At 54.7% G+C, this 24913-nt stretch carries 21 protein-coding genes; 8 read left to right on the plus strand and 13 right to left on the minus strand.

Features of this window, described 5'->3' with window-relative positions:
* From MWU39_RS06395 to MWU39_RS06405, 3 genes are read left to right on the plus strand one after another with little or no spacing between them, the layout of a single operon-like run.
* A complete protein-coding gene (locus tag MWU39_RS06395; protein WP_247159182.1) occupies positions 1-798 on the plus strand; it encodes a type III pantothenate kinase in 798 nt (265 codons plus the stop codon).
* 22 nt (positions 799-820) lie between these two features.
* On the plus strand, positions 821-2488 hold the full coding sequence (locus MWU39_RS06400; protein WP_247159183.1) for a ribonuclease J: 1668 nt from the start codon (positions 821-823) through the stop codon (positions 2486-2488).
* On the plus strand, positions 2488-2772 hold the full coding sequence (locus MWU39_RS06405; protein ID WP_247159184.1) for a DUF1467 family protein: 285 nt from the start codon (positions 2488-2490) through the stop codon (positions 2770-2772). Before MWU39_RS06400 ends, MWU39_RS06405 begins: the two co-directional genes overlap by 1 nt.
* On the opposite strand, the gene MWU39_RS06410 is transcribed toward MWU39_RS06405, so the two are convergent.
* Entirely contained in the window at positions 2769-5318 is a 2550-nt protein-coding gene (locus MWU39_RS06410; protein ID WP_247159185.1) for an ATPase, read from the minus strand. The genes MWU39_RS06405 and MWU39_RS06410 overlap by 4 nt on opposite strands.
* A gap of 69 nt (positions 5319-5387) precedes the next feature.
* Between MWU39_RS06410 and MWU39_RS06415 the strand changes: the two genes are divergently transcribed.
* From MWU39_RS06415 to MWU39_RS06430, 4 genes are all read left to right on the plus strand, one after another.
* Positions 5388-5687, plus strand: coding sequence for an Hpt domain-containing protein (locus MWU39_RS06415; RefSeq protein ID WP_247159186.1), 300 nt, complete (start codon positions 5388-5390; stop codon positions 5685-5687).
* A 133-nt stretch (positions 5688-5820) separates the two neighbouring features.
* Positions 5821-7017, plus strand: coding sequence for a hypothetical protein (locus MWU39_RS06420; RefSeq protein ID WP_247159187.1), 1197 nt, complete (start codon positions 5821-5823; stop codon positions 7015-7017).
* Positions 7018-7050: 33 nt separating this feature from the next.
* Complete coding sequence (locus MWU39_RS06425) at positions 7051-8022, plus strand: hypothetical protein (protein WP_247159188.1); 972 nt, start codon at positions 7051-7053, stop codon at positions 8020-8022.
* The gene (locus MWU39_RS06430) at positions 8015-9430 is read left to right on the plus strand and encodes a HAMP domain-containing sensor histidine kinase (RefSeq protein ID WP_247159189.1); all 1416 of its coding nucleotides are present in this window, start codon (positions 8015-8017) and stop codon (positions 9428-9430) included. The genes MWU39_RS06425 and MWU39_RS06430 overlap by 8 nt, the downstream gene beginning before the upstream one ends.
* A 107-nt stretch (positions 9431-9537) precedes the next feature.
* On the opposite strand, the gene MWU39_RS06435 is transcribed toward MWU39_RS06430, so the two are convergent.
* Both MWU39_RS06435 and gltX read right to left on the minus strand, forming a co-directional pair.
* Complete coding sequence (locus MWU39_RS06435) at positions 9538-10824, minus strand: citrate synthase (protein ID WP_247159190.1); 1287 nt, start codon at positions 10822-10824, stop codon at positions 9538-9540.
* A gap of 40 nt (positions 10825-10864) precedes the next feature.
* Positions 10865-12289 (minus strand): glutamate--tRNA ligase, encoded by a 1425-nt coding sequence (gene gltX, locus MWU39_RS06440; protein ID WP_247159191.1) that lies wholly within the window; start codon positions 12287-12289, stop codon positions 10865-10867.
* 47 nt (positions 12290-12336) lie between these two features.
* Between gltX and MWU39_RS06445 the strand changes: the two genes are divergently transcribed.
* Entirely contained in the window at positions 12337-14580 is a 2244-nt protein-coding gene (locus MWU39_RS06445; RefSeq protein WP_247159192.1) for a ComEC/Rec2 family competence protein, read from the plus strand.
* A gap of 21 nt (positions 14581-14601) precedes the next feature.
* Here the strand turns inward: MWU39_RS06445 and lexA are convergent, their stop codons facing one another.
* The 10 genes from lexA to MWU39_RS06495 all read right to left on the minus strand — a co-directional run bounded on the left by lexA (position 14602) and on the right by MWU39_RS06495 (position 24907).
* The gene (gene lexA, locus MWU39_RS06450) at positions 14602-15291 is read right to left on the minus strand and encodes a transcriptional repressor LexA (RefSeq protein WP_247159193.1); all 690 of its coding nucleotides are present in this window, start codon (positions 15289-15291) and stop codon (positions 14602-14604) included.
* A gap of 182 nt (positions 15292-15473) precedes the next feature.
* The gene (locus MWU39_RS06455) at positions 15474-16679 is read right to left on the minus strand and encodes a molybdopterin molybdotransferase MoeA (RefSeq protein WP_247159194.1); all 1206 of its coding nucleotides are present in this window, start codon (positions 16677-16679) and stop codon (positions 15474-15476) included.
* 8 nt (positions 16680-16687) lie between these two features.
* On the minus strand, positions 16688-17161 hold the full coding sequence (moaC, locus tag MWU39_RS06460; RefSeq protein ID WP_247159195.1) for a cyclic pyranopterin monophosphate synthase MoaC: 474 nt from the start codon (positions 17159-17161) through the stop codon (positions 16688-16690).
* Positions 17162-17230: 69 nt separating this feature from the next.
* Positions 17231-18019 carry an indole-3-glycerol phosphate synthase TrpC gene (gene trpC, locus MWU39_RS06465; protein ID WP_247159196.1) on the minus strand — a complete coding sequence of 263 codons (789 nt, stop codon included), beginning with the start codon at positions 18017-18019 and terminating at the stop codon, positions 17231-17233.
* A 4-nt stretch (positions 18020-18023) separates the two neighbouring features.
* Complete coding sequence (gene trpD / locus MWU39_RS06470) at positions 18024-19016, minus strand: anthranilate phosphoribosyltransferase (protein ID WP_247159197.1); 993 nt, start codon at positions 19014-19016, stop codon at positions 18024-18026.
* Complete coding sequence (locus MWU39_RS06475; RefSeq protein ID WP_247159198.1) at positions 19013-19624, minus strand: aminodeoxychorismate/anthranilate synthase component II; 612 nt, start codon at positions 19622-19624, stop codon at positions 19013-19015. Before MWU39_RS06475 ends, trpD begins: the two co-directional genes overlap by 4 nt.
* Positions 19621-20598 carry a prolyl aminopeptidase gene (pip, locus tag MWU39_RS06480; RefSeq protein WP_247159199.1) on the minus strand — a complete coding sequence of 326 codons (978 nt, stop codon included), beginning with the start codon at positions 20596-20598 and terminating at the stop codon, positions 19621-19623. The genes MWU39_RS06475 and pip overlap by 4 nt, the downstream gene beginning before the upstream one ends.
* Positions 20598-21425: a phosphodiester glycosidase family protein gene (locus MWU39_RS06485; protein WP_247159200.1), complete on the minus strand. Its 828-nt coding sequence runs from the start codon at positions 21423-21425 to the stop codon at positions 20598-20600. Before MWU39_RS06485 ends, pip begins: the two co-directional genes overlap by 1 nt.
* Positions 21422-22921, minus strand: coding sequence for an anthranilate synthase component I (gene trpE / locus MWU39_RS06490; protein ID WP_247160323.1), 1500 nt, complete (start codon positions 22919-22921; stop codon positions 21422-21424). The genes MWU39_RS06485 and trpE overlap by 4 nt, the downstream gene beginning before the upstream one ends.
* Before the next feature lie 51 nt (positions 22922-22972).
* Positions 22973-24907: a SurA N-terminal domain-containing protein gene (locus MWU39_RS06495; RefSeq protein WP_281501083.1), complete on the minus strand. Its 1935-nt coding sequence runs from the start codon at positions 24905-24907 to the stop codon at positions 22973-22975.
* Positions 24908-24913 lie beyond the last annotated feature (6 nt).

Consider the following 24913-nt stretch of genomic DNA (forward strand, 5'->3'; position numbering starts at 1 on the left):
ATGCTGCTTGCTGCTGATGTCGGCAACACCAATGTTGTTTTTGCTCTGTTCGAACCTGACGGGAAGGGCGGCATGTCCACTCGTGCACGCTGGCGCATAGCGACTGATCCGCGTCGCACAGGCGACGAATACGCTGTTTGGCTTCTGCAACTGCTGGAGATCGAAGGTGTCTCTCGCGATAAAATCGAACAGATTGTCTATGCTTCGGTTGTTCCGCGAGCTGATCACAACCTTAGTGTGCTCGCGCAAAAGTACTTTGGCATCACGCCCCTTAAGGCGGGAGAAGGCAAGGCAGCGTGGCAGTTTGAAATCGACGTGGATCAGCCAAGTTCGTTGGGTGCGGATCGCGCGCTCAATATCCTTGCCGCACATCACAAATTCGGCGGCGATTTGATTGTTATCGACTTTGGCACAGCAACCAAGTTTGAGGCGATTGATTTCAACGGGACTTACAAAGGTGGCTCGATCGCGCCGGGAATCAACCTGTCGCTCGACGCATTGGTGGGCAAGACGGCAAAATTGCCGCGCATCGCAATTCGTGCTCCTGAAAGCAAAAGCGTGATAGGTCGCAACACCGAAGATCAAATGCTGATCGGCGTGTTCTGGGGCTATGTCGCCATGATGGAAGGCATTGTGGAGCGTATGCGTTCAGAAATAGGACGACCTGCGAAAGTGGTCGCCACAGGTGGTCTTGCGATCCTGTTTGATGATGCCACCGACATTTTTGACCACGTGGACGCAGATTTGACGATTGAAGGCCTGGCTATCCTTGCTCAGCAAGCCGCTGCCGCAGACTGAAATTTACCAGAATAGAGATTACGTGAAAAAGAACTTTACCCCTGAAAACGAACTGCTTTTTCTTGCGCTTGGTGGCTCGGGAGAGATTGGCATGAACGTCAATCTCTATGGCTGCGATGGCAAGTGGCTGATGGTCGATCTCGGCATGACGTTTTCGGGCAACGAGTATCCCGGCGTTGATCTGGTTTTCGCCGATCTGGACTTTATCGAAGAACGGACCAAGGACTTGCTCGGCATTGTTCTGACACACGCTCATGAAGATCATATTGGCGCTGTCCCGTACTTCGCCGGCGAGCTTGGCGTTCCGCTTTATGCGACGCCGTTCACCGCTGATTTGGTCGCGCGTAAGCTTGAAGAGGCGGGTCTCCTTGGCCAAGTCGAACTCAACATTATCGAGGACGATCATGGCGAGATCGATATCGGGCCTTTCACGGTCACATATCTGCCGCTCGCGCACTCTATTGCAGAGGGCAACGCCCTCTTGATCGACACGCCCTATGGCAAGGTGTTCCACACTGGCGATTGGAAACTCGACGAAGAACCTATCATCGGTGAACCGACCACAGAAGAAGAACTGCGATCAATCGGCGACGAAGGTGTGCATGCGTTGGTTTGCGATAGCACCAATGTCTTCAATCCAAATCCTTCGGGCTCGGAAGGCGCAGTTCATCGCGGTTTGATGGAAGAGGTCGCGAAGCATTCTGGAAAGCGTGTGCTTGTGACGACCTTTGCCAGCAATGTTGCAAGGCTCCAGACGCTGGGCGAAGTTGCGCGTGAAACGGGGCGGCAGCTTTGCGTAGCGGGTCGTTCACTCGACCGGATTATCGAGGTCTCGCAAGACAATGGTTATCTCGAGAACTTCCCGTCGACAGTTGATTTCCGCACTGCGATGAGCCTGCCACGTGGCGAAGTCATGATTGTCGCAACGGGCGGTCAGGGTGAGCCGCGTGCAGCGCTTTCCCGCATCGCCGATGACAATCATCAGATCGAGCTGACGAGCGGTGATGTTGTGCTCTTCTCCTCTCGACAGATTCCGGGCAACGAGATCGCAATTGGCAAGATACAGAACATGCTTGCCTCTAAAGGCGTGACGATGGTGACGGACCGTCAAAGCATGATCCATGTTTCAGGCCACCCTGGCAGGCCTGAATTGGAAGCTCTCTATGAATGGCTTCGTCCTGAAATCCTTGTGCCAGTGCATGGCGAAGTGCGGCACATGCGGGAGCAGGCGAAGGTCGGCAAAGAGTCAGGTATTCCGCACAATGTAGTCCAATCGAATGGGGATATTGTTAGGCTGGCTCCAGGTGACCCGGGCCGAATAGCGCAAGTGCGTCACGGGAGGCTGGTGCTTGATGGTGATATTATCGCGCCCGCTGATGGTGAGGCGATTACGATGCGCCGTAGGATCTCTGGCGAAGGTGTGATGGTCGTCGTTCTTCTGCGTGGAGAGCGTCCTGCGATTGAAGCCGTTGGCCTTCCTCTGGATGAAGATATGCCTGAATTCATCGAAGAAACTCAGGAAGATATTCTGAAAGCGATCGGGAAGTTGAAGGGACGCGATGCCCAAGACCCCGCAGCCGTTCATGAAGCCGCCCGTTTGGCTGCTCGCCGCGCTGCGCGCCGCTGGGCGGGCAAAAGCCCTCAGGTTCGAGTGATAATGCCCGGTCTCGTACGAGAAGGTGCGAAGTAATGGAGTGGACATCCATCCTTGCTGTCTATTTTCTGATTTGGGTAATGACGGCTTTCATCATGCTGCCGTTCGGAGTGAAGACCGCAGATGAAACCGGCGAAGTCAAAATCCCCGGGCAGGCCGAGAGCGCACCGGTGAACTTTCGTCCGCGAAAACTGATCATTCGCGCGACGATTATCGCAATTGTCCTGACTACGATTTATGTTCTAAATTTCAACTATGGTTGGATCGGCATCGAGGTATTCGACATCTTGCCGAAACAACCGGGTGCGGAGCCTACCTAGTTGCGGAAACGCTCTATGGATTGGGCCAGCACAACATAGAGCTTACCCATATCTGACCCCAGCACGGTCACACCGAGTGCATTGCCATCGCGCGTAGAGAGCATGGATCTCAGCATCTTTTCAAAGTCATGGATGAACCGGCTGACATTGCCTTTGAATGCTTCATCACGTTGATAAAGATCGGCAATCTCGCGGGCTTCACCGCCTTCAATTAGCCGCACAGCGCGCCGTGTGAAAATGCCACGATCACCTTTTAGATACGCATCCCAGGCGGTGTCTGAAACTTCTTCAGAAAGCGCGGAGGCGATGTCTATGGCGTTTGAATTCAGGCTATCGGTGATCAACGACATACGGCGTGCGAAGTCATTATTGACCTGCTCCTCAGCGTGTTCTCGTGCATCGGAAATACGCTGCTCAAGGTTGCCAGTGAGCTCATTCACCTTAACCAACTGATCCCGCAATTGCACAGTTGCTTCGCGCCCTACGCCCGACGCATGCGCTGCAGCTTGCTCAAGTTTTCCGATCGTTTCAGCGCTCGACGTTCTCAACGACCGTTCAAGCGCTTCGATGGCTTCTTGGCCTATACCGTCCGCAAGCGCGGTCACTTTCTCGCGCGCGCCGTCATCCAATGCTGTGAACGCCGCTTTCGTTGATACTTCCAGCTGCTCGAGGGCACCACGCAGAGTCTCCTGCGTTTCTTCGGCAAGTGTCTTGCTGTCGTTGGTTAGCGATGCGAGGCCACTGCGAAGCCCCTGCAACTTGGCCAGCGTGTCTTCCGTTTGCGCCGCCAGTTTGCCTTGCAGCTCTTCTATTGATGCGTCGGCCGCAGCGACGTCTTCTCGCGTTTGGACGAGATAGCTACTGAGATCATTGCCTTGTTTGTTTGTCTCGAACATCAACGCGCTTAGCTCGGACGCCCGTGTTTCTACAGCGCCAAGATCATCCGCTGCAGTCTTGATCGCCGCAGGCAGGTCTTCGCGGCTATGCTTTGCGCCGGATTGAATGATTTCGAGCAAGCGGACGCTGGCCTCGGTCAATTTCTCCAGCTGAGCCTCAGTTTCGACCAGCGTCGCACGTTTGGCCTCAAGCCTATTGTCCAAATCATCCAGACCAGTGGTGAGGCTCTCTCGCGTTGCGTCGCCTTGATCCGAGATTTTTCCGATCAGGGCGCTCAATTCATCGAGCTGCTCAGTCATATTTTGTGAATGGGCGACGAGCTTCTCAGTCTCGGCTGACTGGGTTTCACGTCGCTCTGCAATTGCTTCATCGAGGTCAGCCAAGCGCTGTGCCAACACTTCGGTCGCCTGGGCTTCGCGGGTTTCGAAAGCAGCCTGCTTCCGTTCCATTTCTTCGACAAAGCGGGCGTCTCTACTGGATAGAAGCTCATCGAGACGACCCGCCTCGGTTTCGAACTCACCAATTCGTTTCTTGGCCGCTTCGAGCGCTTTCTCGTCCAAACTATCAAGTTGCGCCGCCATTTCCGAAATTTCGGCTTCAACTCGGGTTTTTGACCGCTGAAGCTTCTCGATTGCAGACGTTTCCGCTTCCGCGAGACGGGCTGAAACCGCTTTTGTATCGCTTTGAAGCAGAGTAATCCGCTCGCTCAACGTGCTGAGCGCTGCTTGTTCGGCTTCATTAATCTCGTCGCGATACACTCCGGCTTCGGTTTGCAATGCTGTGAAACGATTGGCGACAAGGCCTTCAATCTGGCTCAATTGCGCTTCAAACCCGATCAGGGTCTCACCAACTTTCTTGCCGAGAACGGTAACTTGTTTCTCGCTTGCGCTACCAAACTGATTCAGTCGCTCGAAGCCAGAAACGAGCTTTTCGAGTTGCTCTTGAGCCGTCCTGCCAGCGTTGCCGACCTGGTTGGACACATCGCGCGCGGAGTTTGCAACCACTGGGAGATCATCTCGAAGCCTCGTCATATTGCTCAGAGCTGTTTCGCTTGCGCTCCCAATCCGGTCGACCTGTTTGCCATTGGCTTTGATCAGATCTTGCAACTCGGACGCATGCGATGAGATTTTTTCGCTAGCGACACGGCCGAGGGATTCGAGTTCAAGCGATTGAGCGCCCAGAAATTCGCGCGCTAAGCTTAGCTCTCGATTGACCACGTTCAATCGTTCTTCCAATCTTGCACTTTCTTCGCTCAGCATTGAAGCGGTGCTCGCAAACCGCTGTGCTTCAGCGCGGGAATTGCGCATCGCGATCAGCCAGGTAACGGCAACGAGCAGAACGGGAACAGACCAGTCGATAATCCAGCGGGTCCATTGCGCCGGGCTTGAGCTAGCGGCTGCCATCAATTCCCCTCGAATTGCCCAACCATAGAGAGCGGTCCAACCCACAACTGTTAGGATCGCGAGTGCTGGAAAAAACCACCGGAACCGGTGTGGGGCATGATCGTCCTCATCCGCGTATTCATCGAACGCTTCTGCATCCGACTCATATTCAGCAGGCTCAATTTCGTGCTCCGCCTCAAACACGGTTTCACCGCTAATATCGGCTTCTTGGCCGACGGCTCTGATGATTTGGTTCTTTTTGCTCATGACCCTTAGATACCACAGCCTGAAATTGGATAAACCCTGCTTTAACTATATCGGATATATACGGGCGCAATGGCTTATGAAAGCGGAGCACTTGATGCCACTTTGGCGGCAGCGGCGGGCGATGACCCGGCGTTGATGCGCGACCTGCGCAGTGCCTTCGTTGAGAGTGCATTCACGCAACTGGATTTGCTCAAACGGTCACGTTGCGATGGCAATTGGAATGTTGCTGCGATGCGCCTGAAGGGCCTTGCCGCGAGCTTTCATGCCGAAGACCTATTGATCGCAGCAGAGAACGCGCTTTTGTCTGCACCCGGCGAGCCGGCGGCCATCCGTGACATAGAGGTTGTCCTCAACCGTTTCGCTGGCTGACTTTCGACGCAAATACTGCGCTATTGCCCTCATTGAGGTTCGTATCCACAGTGCGACGCTTGAAGCAAAGGCTTGAAACGGCCTAGCAAGGTTACGCGCCTCAATCGAGCCGCGTTGAATAGGGATTGCCTCCGTGAACACGGCACTTTTGTCGGCACGCAAACGCACCGGGACAGGTGAATTACGGGCACTTACCTCTATGCTCGGCGAACCCGCGCTTGCTTGGCAGGTAGCGATTGCCAAAAAGTTTGGCTGTGAACGCATCATATGCCTGTGTGACGCGCCAATCCCTGAAATCATTGAGTTGCAACGGAAGTTTGAAGGGCAGGGCGGTGAATTTCATGCCATTCGATCGTCACTGCAATTGGTCGCTTTGCTCCGGTCAGACGATGCACTCTTGATGATCCAAGACGGCTTGATCGTCGAACCTGATCTTGCAAAATCGGTGTTGGTCGATGACGGAAAGCTGCGAAAAGCGATTTTGACGCTAGAGGTTGGATCTGAACTAACAGAGGCAAGCCCCGCAGATTTCGAGAGAATTGATGCGACCAGATGCTGGGCCGGAATAGCGACAATGCGCGCCGCCCATCTGCAACAACTCGCAGACCTTCCATCGGACGGAGATGTGTTTTCCTTGTCTCTAAGGCTCGCATTGCAATCGCGGACGGGAATGATCCCATTGCATCTTGATGTTGAACCGGAAGCGGATTGGCTTCTTGCTAGCGATGCCGCCAGTATCTCGTTGCGCGAGAAGAGTTTGTTGGATCGTGCCCTGCCTGCGCCAAGATGGACCGCTCCCTTTCCAGCTATTGCTTCGAAGTTGGTCGGGATGGCTGCGAAGCAAGGCTACCTGAATGTCGCTCCAGCTAGCGCGGTAATTGCAGGAATTCTTGCAATAGCCGCCATTGCCATTGTCGCGTTGGGTTATGCCGCTATTGGATTAAGTGTGGCGAGCTTGGCCGCATTGTTCGGGTGCTTTTATATTAACGCAAGCCTGACCAAAAGCGCCATATGGGGTGAAGGGCAAGCTGACGTCTTTCATAGATATTTCCGCATCTTGCTGGACTCTCTTGCAATCATATCTCTTGTTCTCGCTCTCAAATTCGACCCTATTGCTCTTGCATCTCTGCCGATATTCACAGTCGGGCTGTTTTGGCTTGCGGAGCGCAATGCATCGCCCCGCGTCGCCCCATTTTGGAACGACCGTACGTTGCACCTTGCGACCCTAGCAATTTGTGCCGCTTATGGCGTGTTGAGCGAAGGTTTGGCGCTGCTAGGCCTATTGGCGCTTGTCCAATCCTTGTGGCGGGTAACCAAAGCCAGCGATTGATCGATCTTTAGGAGCGTTGGAAATAGCCGCGCAATGGCCAAAACGGTGACTACAGGGAATAATTCCCAATCTGGCAAACCCGAGAGGGGCGATGATGTCGAGATGATCCTCGCGGATGAGCTCGCTCTGGCTGATCGTGCGTTGCGAGGAGTCCCACCGGTCCTTACCCACATGCTCGCGAGCTCTAGGCAAACTCTGGTAAGCGACGCGATCGTCGCTCGGCTTCGCGGCATACTCACATCTCTCTCGGCACAGCTCATTGCGGCGATGAATGAAACAGCCAAACCGATAGACAACGGTCAGGCAATTGATCAACTTACCGATCTATTGGCAGGCGACAGCGTTGTTTTGAGCTATTGCTATGCGCTGGCCATGGAAGCCCATTTGACAGAACGGCTCGAGCATAGAGCTTCGATTGATCCCGTCGTAAGCCTTTTGCTTCAAGAACTTATCGCGTCTGACAATCCGCAGACGGCAGAACTCGCTATGACGGCTCTGGCCGCGCAATCTCGCTTTATCCAAAGTCAGAGACGGATGGACCTACCGCTGTCAGAGCTGCCGGCTGATTTGTTTCAGACTGTTCTGAAACGGTGGGAAAAGCAGCACAAGAATGATCCAAAAGTTGCTGACGCATCGAAACGGCTCAAAGCGCAGTACGATGAAGGCGCGACAAGGGTAGGGCTATTGGCGCGACTGATTTCGTCGATGAAGGGCGGGGCTATCGCCGCACTTGAGCTTGAGCATGCGGGCCTAGGGCTATTTGTTACTGCGCTCTCAATGCTATCGAAACAGCCGCGGGAACTGTCTATTCTTGCTTGTCACGAGCAACAGACCGCCCGGCTCGTTTTGAGCTTGCGAGCTGCGGGGGCATCGGCCGCTTCGATTGAGCGACAGTTCCTGATTTTGGAGCCGGTTGATCGCTTGCCGGGTGATATCGCCACCCTTGCTCAGGACCGCGCAGCAGCTTTGCTCAAGCAGGTTCAGACCAAAGGTCGACTTGGCTAACACCATGGAGAACCCGGAAAAAATCTTGATCGCTAGAGGTCTCACAGATGCGCAGGATCGGTTGATTACTGCGGATGATGTTCTGGCGGAGCTGCAAGAAAACTGCGGGGGTGACCTGCCCGGTGTCTTGGCAATTCCAGAATTGCTCAATCTTGTGGAACAGTCCCGTGAAATGGGCCTGAGGATTGCGCGTGAGTTTCGCGCATATGATGGCGCAGAAGAGGTCAGCGGATTTGTCCGCATACATCCCATTGACGAAGAAATTGGCGGCGGATGCGAGCTCTTGATTGAGAATTGGTTGCGCCGTCCGCCCAAAGCGCGTTCCAATCGCGAGTTGGCGGAGCAACTGGATGCAGTGGACCGCGCGGCCGCAGAGGTCATTGCCCGGTTAGACGAAGAGCAACATGTTCAACTTCTTGATGCCGCGGCCCATGACGTTTCTGAGTTCGTTGCTGGCGTATCAGCGGATCCCGGCAAGGTCTGGACGGATTATGTGAAACTTCGCGGGGTTGCTCATCAACAACCGCTGCATTGGCGCCTGCTCGACGGCGTTCAGTGCGATGTACCTGGTTCTGACCGTTCGTGGCGGGCGCGTCTTTTGCCAATCGGTTTCGCTGGCAATGCGCCGCGCGGATTTGAGCTGCTGCTTGTGGCCGATCAACCGACTATCGATACAAAGGGCGCAGAAGAGACACAATACAGCCCCCAGACGCGATTGATCGGAAGCGCGCTCACACCGGTTCTTCGTCAGCCAATTGCTCGCATTATCGCCAATGCTGAAACCATCCGAGCCAAATTGGCGGGTCCACTCAAGGCAGAATATAGCGAATATGCAGGGAACATAGCGGCAGCCGGGCAGCATCTTTCCGCTATGCTTGATGATCTAACTGACCTTGAGGTTGTCGAGGCTCCAAGTTTCTCAACAATCGGCGAAAAGGTCGATTTAGTTGATGCAGCAAAGCGTGCCGCAGGGATCCTGGGGGTTCGAGCTCAAAACCGCTCCATTGCAATTGATATTCTCGACGAATCCGAAAACGTGATCGCCAAGGCCGAGTTTCGAAGAGTCTTGCAGATACTCATCAATCTTGTTGGCAATGCGATTGCCTACTCCCCGGAGGGAAGCACCGTCACAATTGCCACTGCTGAAAACTATGCCGGCGTGGTTTCGGTATCTGTTTCAGACGAAGGGGCAGGCATTCGGGAGGACCAAGCGGACAAGATCTTCGACAAATTTGAACGACTTGGTCGAGAAAGTAGTGGCGGGCCAAGTGCGGGCTCTGGGCTCGGACTTTATATTTCGCGCAAATTGGCTTTGGCGATGGATGGTGATCTGACGTTCGCTCCGGCATCGGCGAATAGTGACGCGCCTGGCGCGGAATTTACACTCACGCTTTCGGCTGCCGAATAGTTCAAACCACTCACATGCCGAAATGATAGCGGTCTAGATACAGTTAGGGCGGCCCCGACGACCTGCAATGCAAGCCGGTCGAGCACCGCCCTAAAGTAAATCCTAGCTTAGCGGTTGCTAAGAGGCACGTAATCGCGCTGCGTTGGCCCGGTGTAGAGCTGACGAGGGCGACCGATAACCTGAGCTGGATCCGAGATCATCTCGTTCCACTGCGCGACCCAGCCCACTGTCCGAGCGAGCGCAAAGAGTGCCGTGAACATCGTGGTAGGGAAGCCAATCGCTGACAGAATTACGCCAGAATAGAAATCCACGTTCGGGAATAGCTTTTTCTCTTGGAAATACGGATCGTTTAGAGCCATTTCTTCCAGAGCAAGTGCGGTTTCGAACACTGGGTCTGTGACGTTGAGAGCCTCAAAAACCTCACGCACAGTCTTCTGCATTACAGTCGCACGCGGATCGTAGTTTTTGTAAACACGGTGACCGAAGCCCATCAGGCGGAACGGATCGTTCTTGTCCTTGGCCCGCTCGATATAGTGCGGGATACGATCAGGCGTGCCAATCTCGCGCAGCATGTTGAGCGCGGCTTCGTTGGCGCCGCCATGCGCGGGGCCCCACAAACACGCAATACCAGCTGAAATGCAGGCAAACGGGTTTGCTCCGGATGAGCCAGCAAGGCGAACGGTGGATGTTGAAGCGTTCTGCTCGTGATCGGCATGAAGGATGAAAATCCGGTCCATCGCCTTCTCAACTGCCGGAATGACTTCGTATTCCTCTGCTGGAACGCCGAAAGTCATACGCAGGAAGTTGCCAGTGTAGCTGAGCGAGTTGTCCGGCTGCATCATCGGTTGACCGATGGAGTACTTATACGCACTCGCAGCAATCGTAGGCATTTTCGCGATCAAACGATGCGAGCTAATCTTGCGATGCTCGGGATCGGAGATGTCGGTGCTGTCGTGGTAGAAAGCCGATAGCGCTCCAACAACGCCGCACATGATGGCCATAGGGTGCGCGTCGCGGCGGAAACCCTGATAAAACTGGCGCATTTGGTCATGCAGCATTGTGTGCCGCGTGATCGTGTATGTGAAATCATCCAGTTCTTCGCTGGTTGGCAATTCACCGTTCAGGAGTAGGTAGGACGTTTCCATAAAGCTGGAATGCTCGGCGAGTTGGCCAATCGGATAACCGCGGTGTAGCAGAATACCTTCTTGCCCATCGATATAAGTCAGCGCGCTCTCGCAGCTGGCCGTCGACTTATAGCCAGGATCAAACGTGAATTTGCCAGTCTGGCCATAAAGTTTACGGATATCGACCACATCCGGGCCGGTGCTTCCCTGAAGAACGGGGAATTCAAATGCTTCACCGCCTACTTCGAGTTTGGCGTTTTGATCTGCCAAGATGTGTCTCCTGCTTTAATTCCTGTGCCTCGCCGTGCGCTCACGCAGCTTGTGCGTCGAGCCGGGCAAGGGCTTCTTCCCGTCCCAAAAGGACCAGAACATCGAAAATTCCGGGCGAGGTTGTCGTCCCAGTGAGGGCAGCTCGCATTGGCTGCGCCAACTTACCAAGGCCCAATTCCAGTTCCTCTGCAAGCGATTTGGTAGTGGCTTCGAGAGCTTCGATTGTCCAGTCATTTTCGCGTTTCAGAGCGTCCGAAATGGATGACAATCGCGCTCGACCATCATCATCCAGCAATTTTGCCGCTTTTTCCGTCATTTCGAGAGGCCGCGTGGCAAAAAGAAAGCCCGCACCTTCAGCGACTTCGTGAATGCTCTTCGCACGGGTTTTCAGAACCGGCATCGCTTTGGCAAGCAACGCAGTATCGGCTTCCCCCACAATGTGCTCCACTGCAAGGCCAGCCAGCAATTCATCATCTGCCTCTCGGATGTAGTGACCGTTGAGGTTTTCGAGCTTCTTCGTGTCGAAACGAGATGGGCTTTTGCCGACGCCGGAAAGATCGAACAGTTCGATTGCTTCGCTGCGGGTGATTTCTTCCCGATCGCCATAGCCCCAACCAAGGCGGAGGAGATAATTGAAGAGCGCATCCGGCAGGACGCCCATTTCGTCGCGATACGCCTCTACACCCAGCGCCCCATGGCGTTTTGAGAGCTTCGCGCCGTCTGAGCCATGAATAAGGGGGATGTGGGCGTAGCTGGGATCTGGCCAACCGCCTTCGATCTCTTCCATCGCCCGATAGATTGGTAGCTGCCTGAAGGCGTTGTTGAGATGATCGTCGCCGCGAATGACGTGGGTCACGCCCATATCATGATCGTCCACCACAACGGCGAGCATATAGGTCGGCGATCCATCCGCGCGTAGGATGATATAATCATCTAACTCGTCATTCTTTACTGAAACTGTGCCTTGGACTTCGTCCACAATGGTCGTTTCGCCCGATTGCGGGGTTTTCAAGCGGACTGTGAAAGGCGCGCCTTCCGGAGCCTCTGAAGGATCGCGATCGCGCCAGCGTCCATCATAACGCATCGGCTGCTTGTTCGCTCTCTGCTCTGCGCGCATTTGCTCAAGTTCTTCGGGCGTCGCGAAACATCGATATGCGTGACCTGCATCGAGAAGCTTCTGAGCAACTTCGACATGCCGATCAGCTTGGGCAGATTGAAACGTTGGTGCCTCGTCATAGTCGAGGCCAAGCCATTCCAGTCCATCAAGAATTGCGTCAATCGCCTCCTGAGTGGACCTCTTCTTGTCAGTATCTTCGATCCGAAGCAGCGCTTTGCCACCGTGGTGCCGTGCGTAAAGCCAATTGAAAAGCGCAGTACGTGCCCCTCCGATATGAAGAAAACCTGTAGGAGACGGAGCAAATCGCGTAACCACTTTACTGGAAACATTGCTGCTTTCACTTGCCATGTCGCTTGAATTCCTTTTCAATTCATCCCTGTGTTCAGGGGGGCACCATGCGTGAGCCGCCAATAGTACCATTGGGCAACGAGGTTTCCGAAACCGACATTGCCGATGATGTTGCACTGCAGCGCCCTTGGCAAAGGGGCGCGGGCCTGTCCAGTCTATTGAAGCCTGGATTCCTGCTCAGAGCAGGGGACGCGGCAGAAAATTTTCTTAGCAGATCAGGCTTTGATCGTGCGCCATGGCTTGCAGTGGCGTTTGGTGGCGGGATTTTGACGTGGTTCGCCCTTAAAAATCCGTGGCAATGGACCGCCACAATCGGCGTTTGCATTCTCATTTCACTAGCGGGCTTGGCTGCTTGGAGAGGCGACGATACGCGCGGACATCTGCGGTCGGCCATGATTGCTGTTAGTTTGGTATTTGCAGCGGGCCTCAGCACGATCTGGGTAAGGTCCGAATTGGTTGGCGCCGAGCCATACGAGCGTCGGGCCGTTGAACGGATCCAGGGCTATGTTCTCGAACGGGAGGATCAGCCAGCGCAGGAGCGCACTCGTCTAACGCTGGCAATCAGAGACCCCGAAGCGGGCGTTGCTCGCAAGATTCGGATCAATGTTCCAACGGAAACGCTGACCGGGGCCGAGGAGACGGGAATACCTTTAGTTGAAGGGGCAGTCATCAAGGCCCGTGTACGGTTGATGCCTCCGGCTAGCCCAATGCTTCCAGGGTCTTATGACTTTGCACGCGCGGCGTGGTTTAAAGGTCTTGCTGCAACTGGAAGCGTCATCGGGCCAATTGAAATCATTGAAAGCGCGTCGAAAACAGGGCGAATTCCAGCCATTCAAAGGATGCTGTCGTCACGTGTCCGCGAGAGAGTGGACGGTTCTGCGGGCACAATTGCCGCGGCATTTGCAAGTGGAGATCGCGGCGCCATTGCTGAAGCCGATGAGGAGGCAATGCGCGACGCAGGCCTCACGCATCTTCTGTCTATAAGTGGATTGCATGTGAGCGCGGTGATCGCCGGCGCATATTTTCTTGCGCTCAAATTGTTCGCATTGTTTCCGCCAATTGCGCTTAGAATTCGGCTGCCGATTATCGCCGCCAGTGTGGGGGCGCTTTCCGGCATCGGCTATACGTTGCTTACTGGTGCTGAAGTTCCAACGGTTAGGAGCTGCGCTGCGGCAATGCTGGTGTTGATTGCTCTCGCGATGGGTCGCGATGCGCTTTCATTAAGAATGGTGGCGGCCGCTGCGGTATTTGTTTTGTTGCTATGGCCAGAGAGCATTGTCGGACCAAGTTTTCAGATGAGCTTTTCCGCCGTGATCGCAATTGTGGCTTTGCATTCCTCATCACCTGCGAAACGCTTTCTAGCTCCGAGAGAGGAACCGTGGTGGCGGCGGAGCGGGCGACAAATCATGATGCTGTTTGTGACCGGCATGGTCATAGAAATCGCGCTCATGCCGATTGTGCTGTTCCACTTTCACAGAGCCGGTGTGTACGGGGCGTTTGCAAATGTCGTTGCGATCCCAATGGTCACATTCATTTCGATGCCCCTGATTGCAATTGGCTTATTTCTCGATTTGATCGGGCTTGGCAAACCGGTTTGGTGGCTGGTTCAACAGTCACTTGATGCGCTGTTGGCGATTGCCCACTTCACTTCATCCCAGCCAGGTGCAGTGAAATTGATGCCGCAAATGGGGTACGGCACGATTGCGCTATTCGTTGTCGGCTCTTTGTGGTTGGCGCTTTGGAACGGTTCGGCTCGATTACTCGGAATTTTGCCCGTCTCGTTGGCTGCGGCCATGCTAATTCGCACCCCCATTCCGGATGTGCTGATCGGCCGCGAAGGTAAGCATGTTGGAATAACCGTTGAGGATCCAAATGGAGGACGCAGGTTGCTGTCACTTCGTGACAGTCGGTCATCCTATTCCCGAGACAATTTGCTTGAATTGGCGAGTATCACCAGCGATCCGGTCCCAATCGCCGACTGGCCTGGGGCACGCTGCTCATATGAATTCTGTGTCTTAGAGATCGAAAGAGGAGGAAGAACGTGGGTGCTTATGCTGGCGCGCAACAGGGACCTTGTTGAAGAACGTGCCCTTGCTGCGGCCTGCGAACGATCAGATATCGTCGTGGCAGACCGCTATCTTCCTATGTCCTGCTCACCGCGCTGGTTGAAGGCTGACAGGAGAATGCTGGAGGAAACCGGCGGTCTATCGCTCATCCTAGTGAACGGACGGATAGACAGCGTTGCATCGCGACAAGGCGAACACGGGTGGTGGCGCGGGGAGGGTGACTGACACCGCCCCGCGCTCACATAATCAATGATACCGACGGAGCAGGCCAGCCAATTTGCCCTGAACCTGCACCTCGTTTGAGCCGTAGACTTGAGGGTCATAGGCAGCGTTTGCTGGATCCAATCTGACGCTAGCACCTTCTTTGTGAAGATACTTCAAAGTCGCCTCTTCACCGCGCACTAGCGCAACGACAATCTCACCGTCCCGCGCGCTGTCGGTGCGGCGCACAAGCGCAAAGTCACCATCGAAAATGCCAGCCTCGACCATCGAGTCACCAGACACCTCAAGAGCGTAATGCTCGCCCGGACCAAGCAGAGCAGCTGGGACTGGGAGTGAGTTTTGACCTTCGAGAGCCTCAATCGGTGCACCAGCCGCAATCCGCCCATGAAGTGGAATCTCAATCACATCATTCGCGGGTTCCGGGGCAGCCCTCATCGCAGCATTGCCCGCTACGATAGTGTCATTGGCGGCTAAAGAGCTACGCGGCGTCGGGGTCGCGTCCTCTGGCATCTTGATGACTTCAAGCGCGCGAGCGCGATTGGGAAGACGCCGAATAAAACCGCGTTCTTCAAGAGCTGAGATCAATCTATGAACACCCGACTTACTCTTAAGGTCGAGCGCCTCTTTCATTTCTTCGAAGCTTGGTGAAATGCCGGATTCGTCAAGCCGTTGTTGGATAAACCGGATTAATTCGTGCTGCTTTGCCGTCAGCATGGAGTTTGCTCCCTAAGACGCACCATTCGCAAAAGCGCATACACGCTTTCTAGTGCCACATATGCGCACCCAAAGAGGCACCACAGAGAGGTGCGTTATGAATACTGGCCGTCCGCCAATAAGGTGAACGAATGTGGAACGAATAGGCAACCTTAGAGGGCCTGTCAACCTGATCCAGTCTCTCAAGACCTCGGTTTACCGCCATTTTCGAGCCAAAAGACGCCAACTTCGGCTCCGGCTTGTGAAGCAGCACATCCAGAAGGTCTATCGATGAGGCAATTCGCTTTCGCCAGTGATTGAAGAGCGCTCGAATCTTGCGAATCTGTGAGCCAAACCGATTGTCCATCTGATACGGCTCTGAGAAATTCTCTTCGGTGCCCGCCAGGGGGAAGGTCTTGCTTTGTTGGAATTTGGGTCAGGCCTGGGAAAGGGGTTTGAAAACCCATCATTGCCCTGATCAGGGGCAATGCAAATAGGTAACAGGTGACGAAGCTGGAGACGGGATTGCCTGGTAGCCCCAATATCACCTGCTTTCGTTGCTCAGACTGGCGGGTTGCAATCATCAGCGGTTTACCCGGTTTGATTGCGACTTTCCAAAACTCGATCTCTGCCCCCCAATTGATCAGCGCTTGCTGGATCAAATCATGATCGCCAACTGAAGCGCCGCCGGAGGTGACAAGCACGTCGCAATCATTGGTTTTTGAAAGGGCATCGGCCAATGCGTCCAAATTGTCCGCCACCGGGCCGAGCAAATCGATCGTGCCGGCAATCGGGGAAATCATTGCGCGAAGCATAGCGCCATTGCTCGCGGGAATTTGATGAGCCGCCAGTGTCGCGGGCAAACGAACAAGCTCGTCTCCGCTGTCAAGCACAGCAATTCTCGGCGCGGGAAGCACTGGCAGAGAAGAGAGGCCGCCAGAGAGCGCGAGGGCAATCTGTGCAGGTCCTATCAGTGTCCCGCGATGCAATAAAGTGTCGCCCTCATGAAAATCGAAACCTGCGCGCCTGATGTGTTGCGCCGATTCCGGCACGACTTCGCCTTTGCGCAGGCTCACTGTCTGACCGTCGACAACAGCATTCTCTTGGATCAGAATGCGGTCAGAACCGTCAGGGAGATGGGCGCCGGTTGATATGCGGGCGCACTGCCCATCAATCAGATGCCCTTTTAAGGGAGCGCCTGCGCGGCTTTCTCCCACGAGATCCCATGGCCCGTTCCCACAGATTGCGTATCCATCCATCGCTGACAGATCAGCCGCTGGTTGAGTTCGGACGGCTGTGACATCCTCGCTGACATGATGACCCTGCGCGAGATGGGTTTGGATCTCAACGGGCGGAATGTCTGACGCAAGAGCGAGTAGCTTCGCCTGGGCCTCTTCGAGTGTCAGCATTGACGGCACTAGGTCGCTGCCTTCCAGTTACCTGATTTGCCACCGCGCTTTTCAAGCAGCCTTATCTCGCTGATCACTATCCCCTTATCTAAAGCCTTGGCCATATCATAGATTGTCAGGAGTGCGGTGGAAACGGCGACCATTGCTTCCATTTCAACACCAGTCTTACCGGTCAGGGCAGCACTAGCGGTTGCTCTGATGGATTGGTGTTCAAAATCAAAAGCGACATTCACGGATTCAAGGCCCAGCGGATGGCAGAGCGGGATCAGGTCCCCGGTGCGCTTCGCCGCCATAATTCCGGCAATACGGGCAGTGCCTAGCACATCGCCTTTGGGCGCATCGCCTTCGCGGATTGCGCTTAGGGCCTCGGGCGTCATGGACACCGTACCAGTCGCAATGGCCGAACGCTTGGTTTCGTCCTTTCCACCGACATCAACCATATGGGCTTCGCCGCTTGTGTTAAGATGAGTCAGTTTGGTCACAATGCTTCCCTCTCGGCGGCTATTGATGCCATTCTTACGGCGTTGAGGCCAGGTTTCGAAGACCTGTGGTTAGCCTTGCAAAAGCGCTTTGGTTGCCGAAGCGACGTCTTCGGCGCGCATCAGGCTTTCTCCGACAAGAAACGACCGTACGCCGGAAGACGCCAGCCGTTTGCAGTCCGCATGCGTAGCAATCCCGCTTTCCCCGACGAGTAAGGCGTCTTTCGGCGCCAGTGGAGCGAGGCGCTCGGTCGTGGCTAATGATGTCGTGAATGTCTTGAGGTCGCGATTGTTTACACCGATCAATCGTGAATTGAGCACGCTAGCGGCACGTTCCAATTCAGCCTCATCATGTACCTCTACAAGGACATCCATAGAGTATTGTGCCGCGGCGGTTTCAATTTCAGCCATCTGGCTATCTTCCAAAGCTGCAACGATGATGAGGATAGCGTCTGATCCAATTGCGCGCGCTTCGGCGCATTGCCACGGATCGACCATGAAGTCCTTACGCAAGACGGGAATGGAGCAGGCAGAACGCGCCGCGATCAAATAGTCTTCGTGTCCCTGAAAGTAAGGCGCATCTGTGAGTACGGATAGGCAAGCTGCGCCGCCTTGCTCGTATGCCATTGCATGCTCGGCAGGGCGAAAGTCCTCACGGATCAAGCCTTTCGACGGGCTAGCCTTTTTGATCTCGGCAATCAGGCCGTATCCCTTCGCGGAGGCATCTCGCAGCGCGGATTCGAAGCCTCTGGGGGCAGATTGCACGCGGATAGCTTGCTCAAGATGAGCGAACGAAACCGCAGATTTTCGTGCGGCGACAATATCGCGTTTAGCCGCGCAGATTTCTTCCAGCTTATTCATGATTTCACTTGGCCAATTCGATCCAACGCTCGAGCAACTTCGAAGCCTTGCCACTATCCAATGCTTCGGCGGCTATCGCGACACGTTCTGGCCAGTCTGTGCCCTTGTTGGCGACCGCCAGGGCTCCAGCGGCATTGAATAAAACCGCATCGCGGTATGGGCCGGGCGCACCCATCAGCAATGCCTTTAGAGCAGCGGCGTTGTGAGATGCATCGTCGCCTCGAATGGCTTCAATCGGAGCTTTGGGCAATTTGGCATCTTCGGCGCTTAACCTGCTCATTTCAAATGCCTTACCCGCAACGACCGCGACTTCATTTCCCCCTGCCAAGCTCAGTTCATCCAAACCTTCGTCTCCTGAGACGATAAGCGAGCGACCTGTGCCTAACTTGGCCAACGCACCTGCATAAATTGGCACATAGGCAGGTCGGGCAATGCCGATTAGCTGGCTCTTAACCCCAGCCGGGTTTGACAACGGACCCATGAGGTTGAAAATCGTGCGCTTGCCGATCTTTTTACGGATCGGTTGGATGCGTCCCATCGCAGGATGGTGGTTCTTCGCGAAGAGAAAACAGATACCCAGCTCCGCGAGCGTTTCCTCCGCCGTACGCCCAGCCGCGTCCATATCCAGCCCTAGTGCTTCAAGCGTATCAGCGGCACCCGCTTTTGAAGAGGCAGCGCGATTTCCGTGTTTGGCAACGGGGATACCGCAGGCGGCGATCACAAGGCTGACCGCGGTCGATACATTCAATGTGTGATGGCCATCACCGCCAGTTCCACAAACATCGATTGCATTTTCCGGAGCCGAGATCGGGATCAATCTTGCGCGCAGCGCCCTTGCGGCTCCTGCAATTTCGTTTGAAGTCTCACCGCGTTCGGACAGATCAATAAGAAACTGTTCGATTTCGTTTTCAGACGGCGCACCATCCAGCAAGATGCCAAATGCGTCTTCTGCCTGAGTTTCAGTGAGAGGTCTCGATACGTCGGGTAGGGTACTCATGCAGAAGCTCTCGCGGGTAGTTTGGTTTCAACACCACATATTTTCAGAAAGTTTGCGAGTAGCGCGTGGCCATGCTCGGTTGCGATGCTTTCTGGATGGAATTGCACTCCGTGTATCGGGAGCGATTCATGTCTGAAACCCATCACGCTTTGTTCCGAGGTGCCCGGTGTTTCGGCATGGGCATTCGGGATTAGCGCGTGAGGTACATCGACAACTTCAAGGCTGTGATAGCGTGTTGCTGTATAGGGCGAGGGCAGGCCTTCAAAAACGCCTGTTCCGTCATGTGTGACCGGTGATGTCTTTCCATGCATTAAGCCGCCGCGCACAACTCGCCCACCAAAATGCTGTCCAATGGATTGATGTCCCAAGCACACACCGAGCAGCGGTTTGGATACGTCCGCGCATGCCGAAACGAGATCAAGGCTGATGCCAGCTTCGTTTGGAGTGCATGGGCCCGGTGAAATGAGAAACCCATCTGCCTTGGTCGCGATTGCTTGAGAAGCCGTCATCGCATCGTTGCGTTCGACGCGTACTTCGGCACCCAGTTCCATGAGGTAATGGACGAGGTTGAACGTAAAGCTATCGTAATTGTCGATCACAAGGATCATAATGGCTTACCTGCCAATGCATCTGTAGCGCGGACCAGACCGTCAATAATTCCGGGCTCGCTGGCACTATGGCCGGCATCATCCACTATCCAGAGCTGGGACTCAGGCCATGCCTTTTTCAGCGCCCAAGCCGCAGCAGGAGGTGTACAGATATCGTGTCGGCCTTGAACAATAATACCCGGGATGTTTTTGATTTTGCTGACATCCTTTAGCAGTTGAGCCTCTTCTAAGAAGAAGTCTTCGAGGAAGAATTTGGCGCATATGCGGGCAAAAGGCACAGCTTTTGAAGGATCGGCGAATTCATCCATCAATCCTTCATTTGGCAGCAAGGTCGCGACTGATCCTTCCCACATCGACCATTCACGCGCTGCTGCGAGACGCGTTGCTTCGTCTTCGCTGGTCAGGCGTGTGTAATAAGCTTTCACGAGGTCGCCGCGTTCACCTTCGGGAATTAGAGCGGTGAACTTTTCCCACTGCTCAGCCATGATTTGACTCGCACCGAAGCGATAAAGCCAACCTTTCTCTTGCTGACGAGCAAGAAACACGCCGCGCAGAACGATTTCACTCGTGCGGCTCGGGTGTTTCTGGGCGTATGCGAGCGCCAAAGTTGCCCCCCAACTGCCGCCAAAAACTTGCCAAGCGTCGTGACCGCACATTTCACGCAAGCGCTCTATGTCTGCGACGATCTTCCAAGTATCGTTGTTCTCGATTTCTGCGAATGGAAGCGATTTGCCGCAACCGCGCTGATCGAACAACAAGACATCGTAGAGCTCCGGATCCCACTGCCTGCGGTGAGACGGTGCCATTCCGCCGCCCGGGCCACCGTGAAGGAATACCGTCGGTTTTGCGCCAGGCGTTCCGACGCGTTCATAATAAAGCGAGTGGCCATCGCCTACATCGAGCATACCAGTCTCGTATGGCTTAATTTCGGGATAAAGCGTCCGAGCATAAGTGATGGTGTTACCGTGAGGCATTATTTGTCTTTCACAACCAAAAGTGGACCAACGCGTCGACTATCCATCCGACCAGTCGATGGGTCCCAAAGCGACGATACATTTCCATCAAGGAATAGCGCGTTGGGTGTCTTTAACTCGTCGCGGAAATAGCGGCCAAAGCGCCCAAAACTGATAGGCGCATCGGAGATCACAAAGTGCGCCTTACCATCGGACGAAACGCCAACACCGTTTCGTATGGCACGGGAAGGGCCATCGTCCTGAAATTCAGGGTGCAACTTACCATCGATAACCAGCATCGGTCCTGACTGCGTTCCGAACTGGGGGCGATCGCCGATCGTGCGAAAAAATGTCTCTGAATCGAGCACTTGCCACTTACCACTGCTGCCAAAGAACACGCCATTTGGCTTCAAATGAAAGTTTCCCGGTCCATCAGCGCGGTTCAATTCCTTCAACCGCTCAGATCCGCGGACGAAATAGCCGATCGCGCGAAGGTTATCGTCGTACATGCCGCCGTTCATAACAAAGGCAATTCCACCTTCATTCTTGCCAGCGGCCCATGCTTCAATCGTTCCGAAATTGCTCCCGCTTGATGGGGCAAGGGCAGTTTCAATTTTGTGAGAGGCAGGGTCGGCAACGCAATGGGTTAGTGCGACCCCTTCAAATGTGACGGATGAGCAAGCAGAACTTCGCGCAGCTTCAGTGGGCGTTGCATCGGGCTCAGGAGCTTCCACGATTTCGACCGGATTTGAACCGTCCAGCTGTGTCCTAACAACAGGCTCGCCGCCTGGTTGTTGCTCACAAGCGCAAAGGGCGAGGGCAACCGAACTGATAAGAACTCGCTTCATTGCCCAAACCCCGGTTCGCTGGCCACGCGTACTGCTTCTCGAGCCGCTGCGATCAATGCCCCGGCTTTCGCCCGACATTCTGCATGTTCGGAATCGGGGTCGCTATCAGCAACTATGCCTGCACCAGCCTGCACATTCATAACGCCGTCTTTGACGACTGCAGTGCGCAAGACGATGCAGCTATCGACTGATCCATCGGGCGCGAAGTAACCGACACCGCCAGCATACGCGCCGCGGGTCTCGGTTTCCAATTCAGCAATGATTTCACAAGCACGGATTTTTGGCGCACCTGAAACGGTTCCGGCAGGAAAACCGGCGAAAAGTGCGTCGAGTGCATCCCGGTCATCGGCCAAAGTGCCCACCACATTGCTCACAATATGCATGACATGACTGTACCGCTCGATTGTGAAACTGTCAGTCACTTCCACGCTGCCTTGTGCTGCAACTCGGCCGACATCATTCCGGCCTAGGTCCAGAAGCATCAAATGCTCTGCCAGTTCCTTTGGATCGGCCATCAGGCTGGCTTCGTTGGCACTATCCTCAGCAGGTGTGGCGCCTCTTGGCCTTGTCCCTGCGATCGGACGGATCGTGACTTCACCGTTCCGGACACGCACGAGTATTTCAGGGCTTGAGCCGACTATCGCGAAGCCCGGGAGGTCGAGAAAATATAGGAATGGAGAGGGGTTTACGCGCCGCAATGCCCGGTAAAGTTCCAACGGTGGAAGCTCAAAAGGGCAGGTGAACCTCTGGGCCAAAACGACCTGAAAGATATCGCCAGCCACGATGTAGTCCTTTGCACGGGCGACCATCGATTTGTAGTCCGCTTCGGCCATCACGGGTTTGAGCGACGGCTCTTCAGTGGCTCCAGAAAGCCGCGGTTCTGCCGGGCGAGGGCGGCTGAGCGCGCGCAGTGTTTCATCAATCCGGTCACTTGCCAGCTCGATCGCCTTGGAAGGATCAATCGCGTCCCAAATCGGTGCTACGCAATAGAGCGCATCGGTTAAGCTATCGAAGACAAGAATGATTGTTGGGCGCACAAAGAGCATGTCCGGCAAAGCCAGCTCACTCGCATTTGCTCGTGGCAGCTTTTCGACAAGCCCGATGGTTTCATAACCGAAATAGCCGACCAGACAGGCTAGGGCAGATGGCAGCTCGTCAGGGACATCAATGCGGCACGAATTAGCCAATTGACGCAGTTCGGCCAATGCATCTTGCCTACAGGTTTCGAACGCTTCTTTGTCAGTTTTCCAAGTGCGATTGATTGCTGCCGCGCTCTCGCTGCCCCGAAAGACAAGGTCGGGATCGAGGCCCAAGAGGCTGTAGCGCCCTCTTACTTCTCCGCCTTCGACTGACTCCAACAAAAAGTCGCCGCGCCCCGGTTCTATCAGCCTACGCGCAGCGCCTACTGGTGTGTCGCTATCCGCAACGGTGCGGCGCCACACTAATGCCGGCCGACCAGCGGCCAGAGCGCTGGCGGCTTCGGTTGCATTTTCAATCGTAGCGAGGGCGGGTCTTTCAGTTTTCACAAGTGGTTGCGATTTCTTTGATCAATTGGTTTCGCCAACCAATTGACGACGAACCGCATCAATCGCTGCTTCATTCTGTTCAACGCCAAGCTCCGCAAGAATCGCGCGCGTCAATTGCTCGGTATATTCCTGCGTAAGTGCCGGAGCCAATTGTTGCTGCGTCTGTGCCAGAATTGGGCTGTCATCCGGGAGGTCATCGGTGACGATCTCCCGCAGGTCCACAACATACCAACCGATGTTGTTTGGTGCTTCGTATAGCTTTGTGGACCCAGCTGCCATCGAGAACATCAAGACCAGCGGCGGAGGCGGATTACGGTTTTGTTGAGCAAATAGCTGGCGCCGCTCAAGGTCGATCCGCTCAACTGGAGGGAGTTGGGTTTCTTCAGAAGCAAGCGCTTCAGCTGTGCTGCTTTCCCCGCGAACTTTTTCGAGAACCCGATCAGCGGCTTCTCTGGCTAGCTTGTTGCCTTCGGCAAGGCGCCAAGCATTGACCAATTGCTCTCGTATTTCGTTGAGTGGAGGAGCAGCAGAAAGGGCAATCTCCGCAACATCGAAAACCACAAATTGCTGACCTGGAACGATCTCGGCAAGCTGAGGCTCGCTTTCTTCCATCTGGAAGGCTGTTTCGACGGTGCTGCGAAGCGCTGGATTCAGTGTCTCCCCACTGCCAAATACGCGGCCATCAGCAAGGATCGGAGGAGCCGTGTTGATTTCCAGCCCGTAAGTTTCTGCAACCTCGGGAAGTGACGTTCCATCAGCGATCTCGTCTTCGACGCGCGCGCTAAGATCACCGAGCGCTGCAGCTCGCTTGAGAACCCTCAATTCTTCAGTAATTTCCGGTCTAGCTTGAGCCAGAGAGCGAGCTGGTGTGGCATTAATGCGATCAACCCGTGCAACATACCAGCCGAGACTGCTCTGTGCCGGATCAGCAATTGCCCCCTGAGATGCGGCAAAGACGCTTTCGGAAACTGCGGCGCTCAATGACGAAGAAAGCTGCTCTTTCGTTTGTGCCTCAAGGTTTGAAACGCCAAAGCCAGCTTCGCGGGCAGCTGCTTCAAGAGAAGTACCCCCACGAATGCGCCTTACCAGAGCATTCGCAGCATCTTCGGTTGGGACGAGAAAGGACGATATGTCGCGCATCTCGCTAGCGGCAAAACGCTCTGCATTGTTGCCATAGAAGGTTTGGATCTCTTCGGTCGTCGGAGTGACATCGACGTCGAGCGTATCAGCACCAAAAAGAGCAAAACGGATTGTGCGGCGCTCTGGGCGAACGAAACGAGATTTCTCGGCGCTGTAAAACGCTTCGAGTTGCTCGTTTGTAGGGTCGCCTTCTGGCGCAAATGCAAAACTTGGTATGAAGCCGATTTCTCCGCGACGGCGCTCAAGGAGCAATGCAGCATATTGCTTAGCCGCTTTTTTCGGCATTTGCGGAGCTCCGAGTGCAGGTACAAGCAGCTGCTGTGCTAGAAGACCGTCGGCCAGATCGCGGCGCAAGATTGCATCATTCAATCCCTGCGCACGCAAAGCGCTTTCATAAACAGCCTGATCGAATTCACCGGTAGGTCCGTTGAACGCTCCGATTTTCAGAATTTCGCTGTTTACGAGGTTATCGCCACCGCGAAGGCCATACTTCTCTGCGTAGCCACCGATCCCATAGCGGTCGATCAGCTGGCTGATAACTTCATCAAGCCCGCCTTCTTCAACAAATTGTTGCATACCGATTGTCGGGTTCTGTTGCTGCACCGTACGCAGCGCAGATTCGGCCGTGCTTATCAGTTCGGAGCTGTTGATACGGTCATCGCCGACCGCAGCAACACGGTCACCGCCGGAAACTCCGCCAAATGTGGAGCCAGTTATGTCGGCAGCTGCGAATGCGAGCGCCACGAGAACCAGAAAACCAATAAAAATCGGCAAACCGATCTTGGATTGGAAAAAATTGCGAAAAAAGGAGATCATGGCGTT

Origin of the sequence: Erythrobacter sp. F6033 (assembly GCF_023016005.1) — a bacterium.
Classification (GTDB): Bacteria; Pseudomonadota; Alphaproteobacteria; order Sphingomonadales; family Sphingomonadaceae; genus Erythrobacter.

Excerpts from the sequence above, each read along its gene's own strand:
- MWU39_RS06395 (WP_247159182.1), top strand. The coding sequence starts at position 1 with ATGCTGCTTGCTGCTGATGTCGGCAACACCAATGTTGTTTTTGCTCTG.
- MWU39_RS06405 (WP_247159184.1), top strand. The coding sequence starts at position 2,488 with ATGGAGTGGACATCCATCCTTGCTGTCTATTTTCTGATTTGGGTAATG.
- MWU39_RS06410 (WP_247159185.1), bottom strand. The coding sequence starts at position 5,318 with ATGAGCAAAAAGAACCAAATCATCAGAGCCGTCGGCCAAGAAGCCGAT.
- MWU39_RS06415 (WP_247159186.1), top strand. The coding sequence starts at position 5,388 with ATGGCTTATGAAAGCGGAGCACTTGATGCCACTTTGGCGGCAGCGGCG.
- MWU39_RS06425 (WP_247159188.1), top strand. The coding sequence starts at position 7,051 with ATGGCCAAAACGGTGACTACAGGGAATAATTCCCAATCTGGCAAACCC.
- gltX (WP_247159191.1), bottom strand. The coding sequence starts at position 12,289 with ATGGCAAGTGAAAGCAGCAATGTTTCCAGTAAAGTGGTTACGCGATTT.
- MWU39_RS06445 (WP_247159192.1), top strand. The coding sequence starts at position 12,337 with ATGCGTGAGCCGCCAATAGTACCATTGGGCAACGAGGTTTCCGAAACC.
- lexA (WP_247159193.1), bottom strand. The coding sequence starts at position 15,291 with ATGCTGACGGCAAAGCAGCACGAATTAATCCGGTTTATCCAACAACGG.
- MWU39_RS06455 (WP_247159194.1), bottom strand. The coding sequence starts at position 16,679 with ATGCTGACACTCGAAGAGGCCCAGGCGAAGCTACTCGCTCTTGCGTCA.
- trpC (WP_247159196.1), bottom strand. The coding sequence starts at position 18,019 with ATGAATAAGCTGGAAGAAATCTGCGCGGCTAAACGCGATATTGTCGCC.
- trpD (WP_247159197.1), bottom strand. The coding sequence starts at position 19,016 with ATGAGTACCCTACCCGACGTATCGAGACCTCTCACTGAAACTCAGGCA.
- MWU39_RS06475 (WP_247159198.1), bottom strand. The coding sequence starts at position 19,624 with ATGATCCTTGTGATCGACAATTACGATAGCTTTACGTTCAACCTCGTC.
- pip (WP_247159199.1), bottom strand. The coding sequence starts at position 20,598 with ATGCCTCACGGTAACACCATCACTTATGCTCGGACGCTTTATCCCGAA.
- MWU39_RS06485 (WP_247159200.1), bottom strand. The coding sequence starts at position 21,425 with ATGAAGCGAGTTCTTATCAGTTCGGTTGCCCTCGCCCTTTGCGCTTGT.
- MWU39_RS06495 (WP_281501083.1), bottom strand. The coding sequence starts at position 24,907 with ATGATCTCCTTTTTTCGCAATTTTTTCCAATCCAAGATCGGTTTGCCG.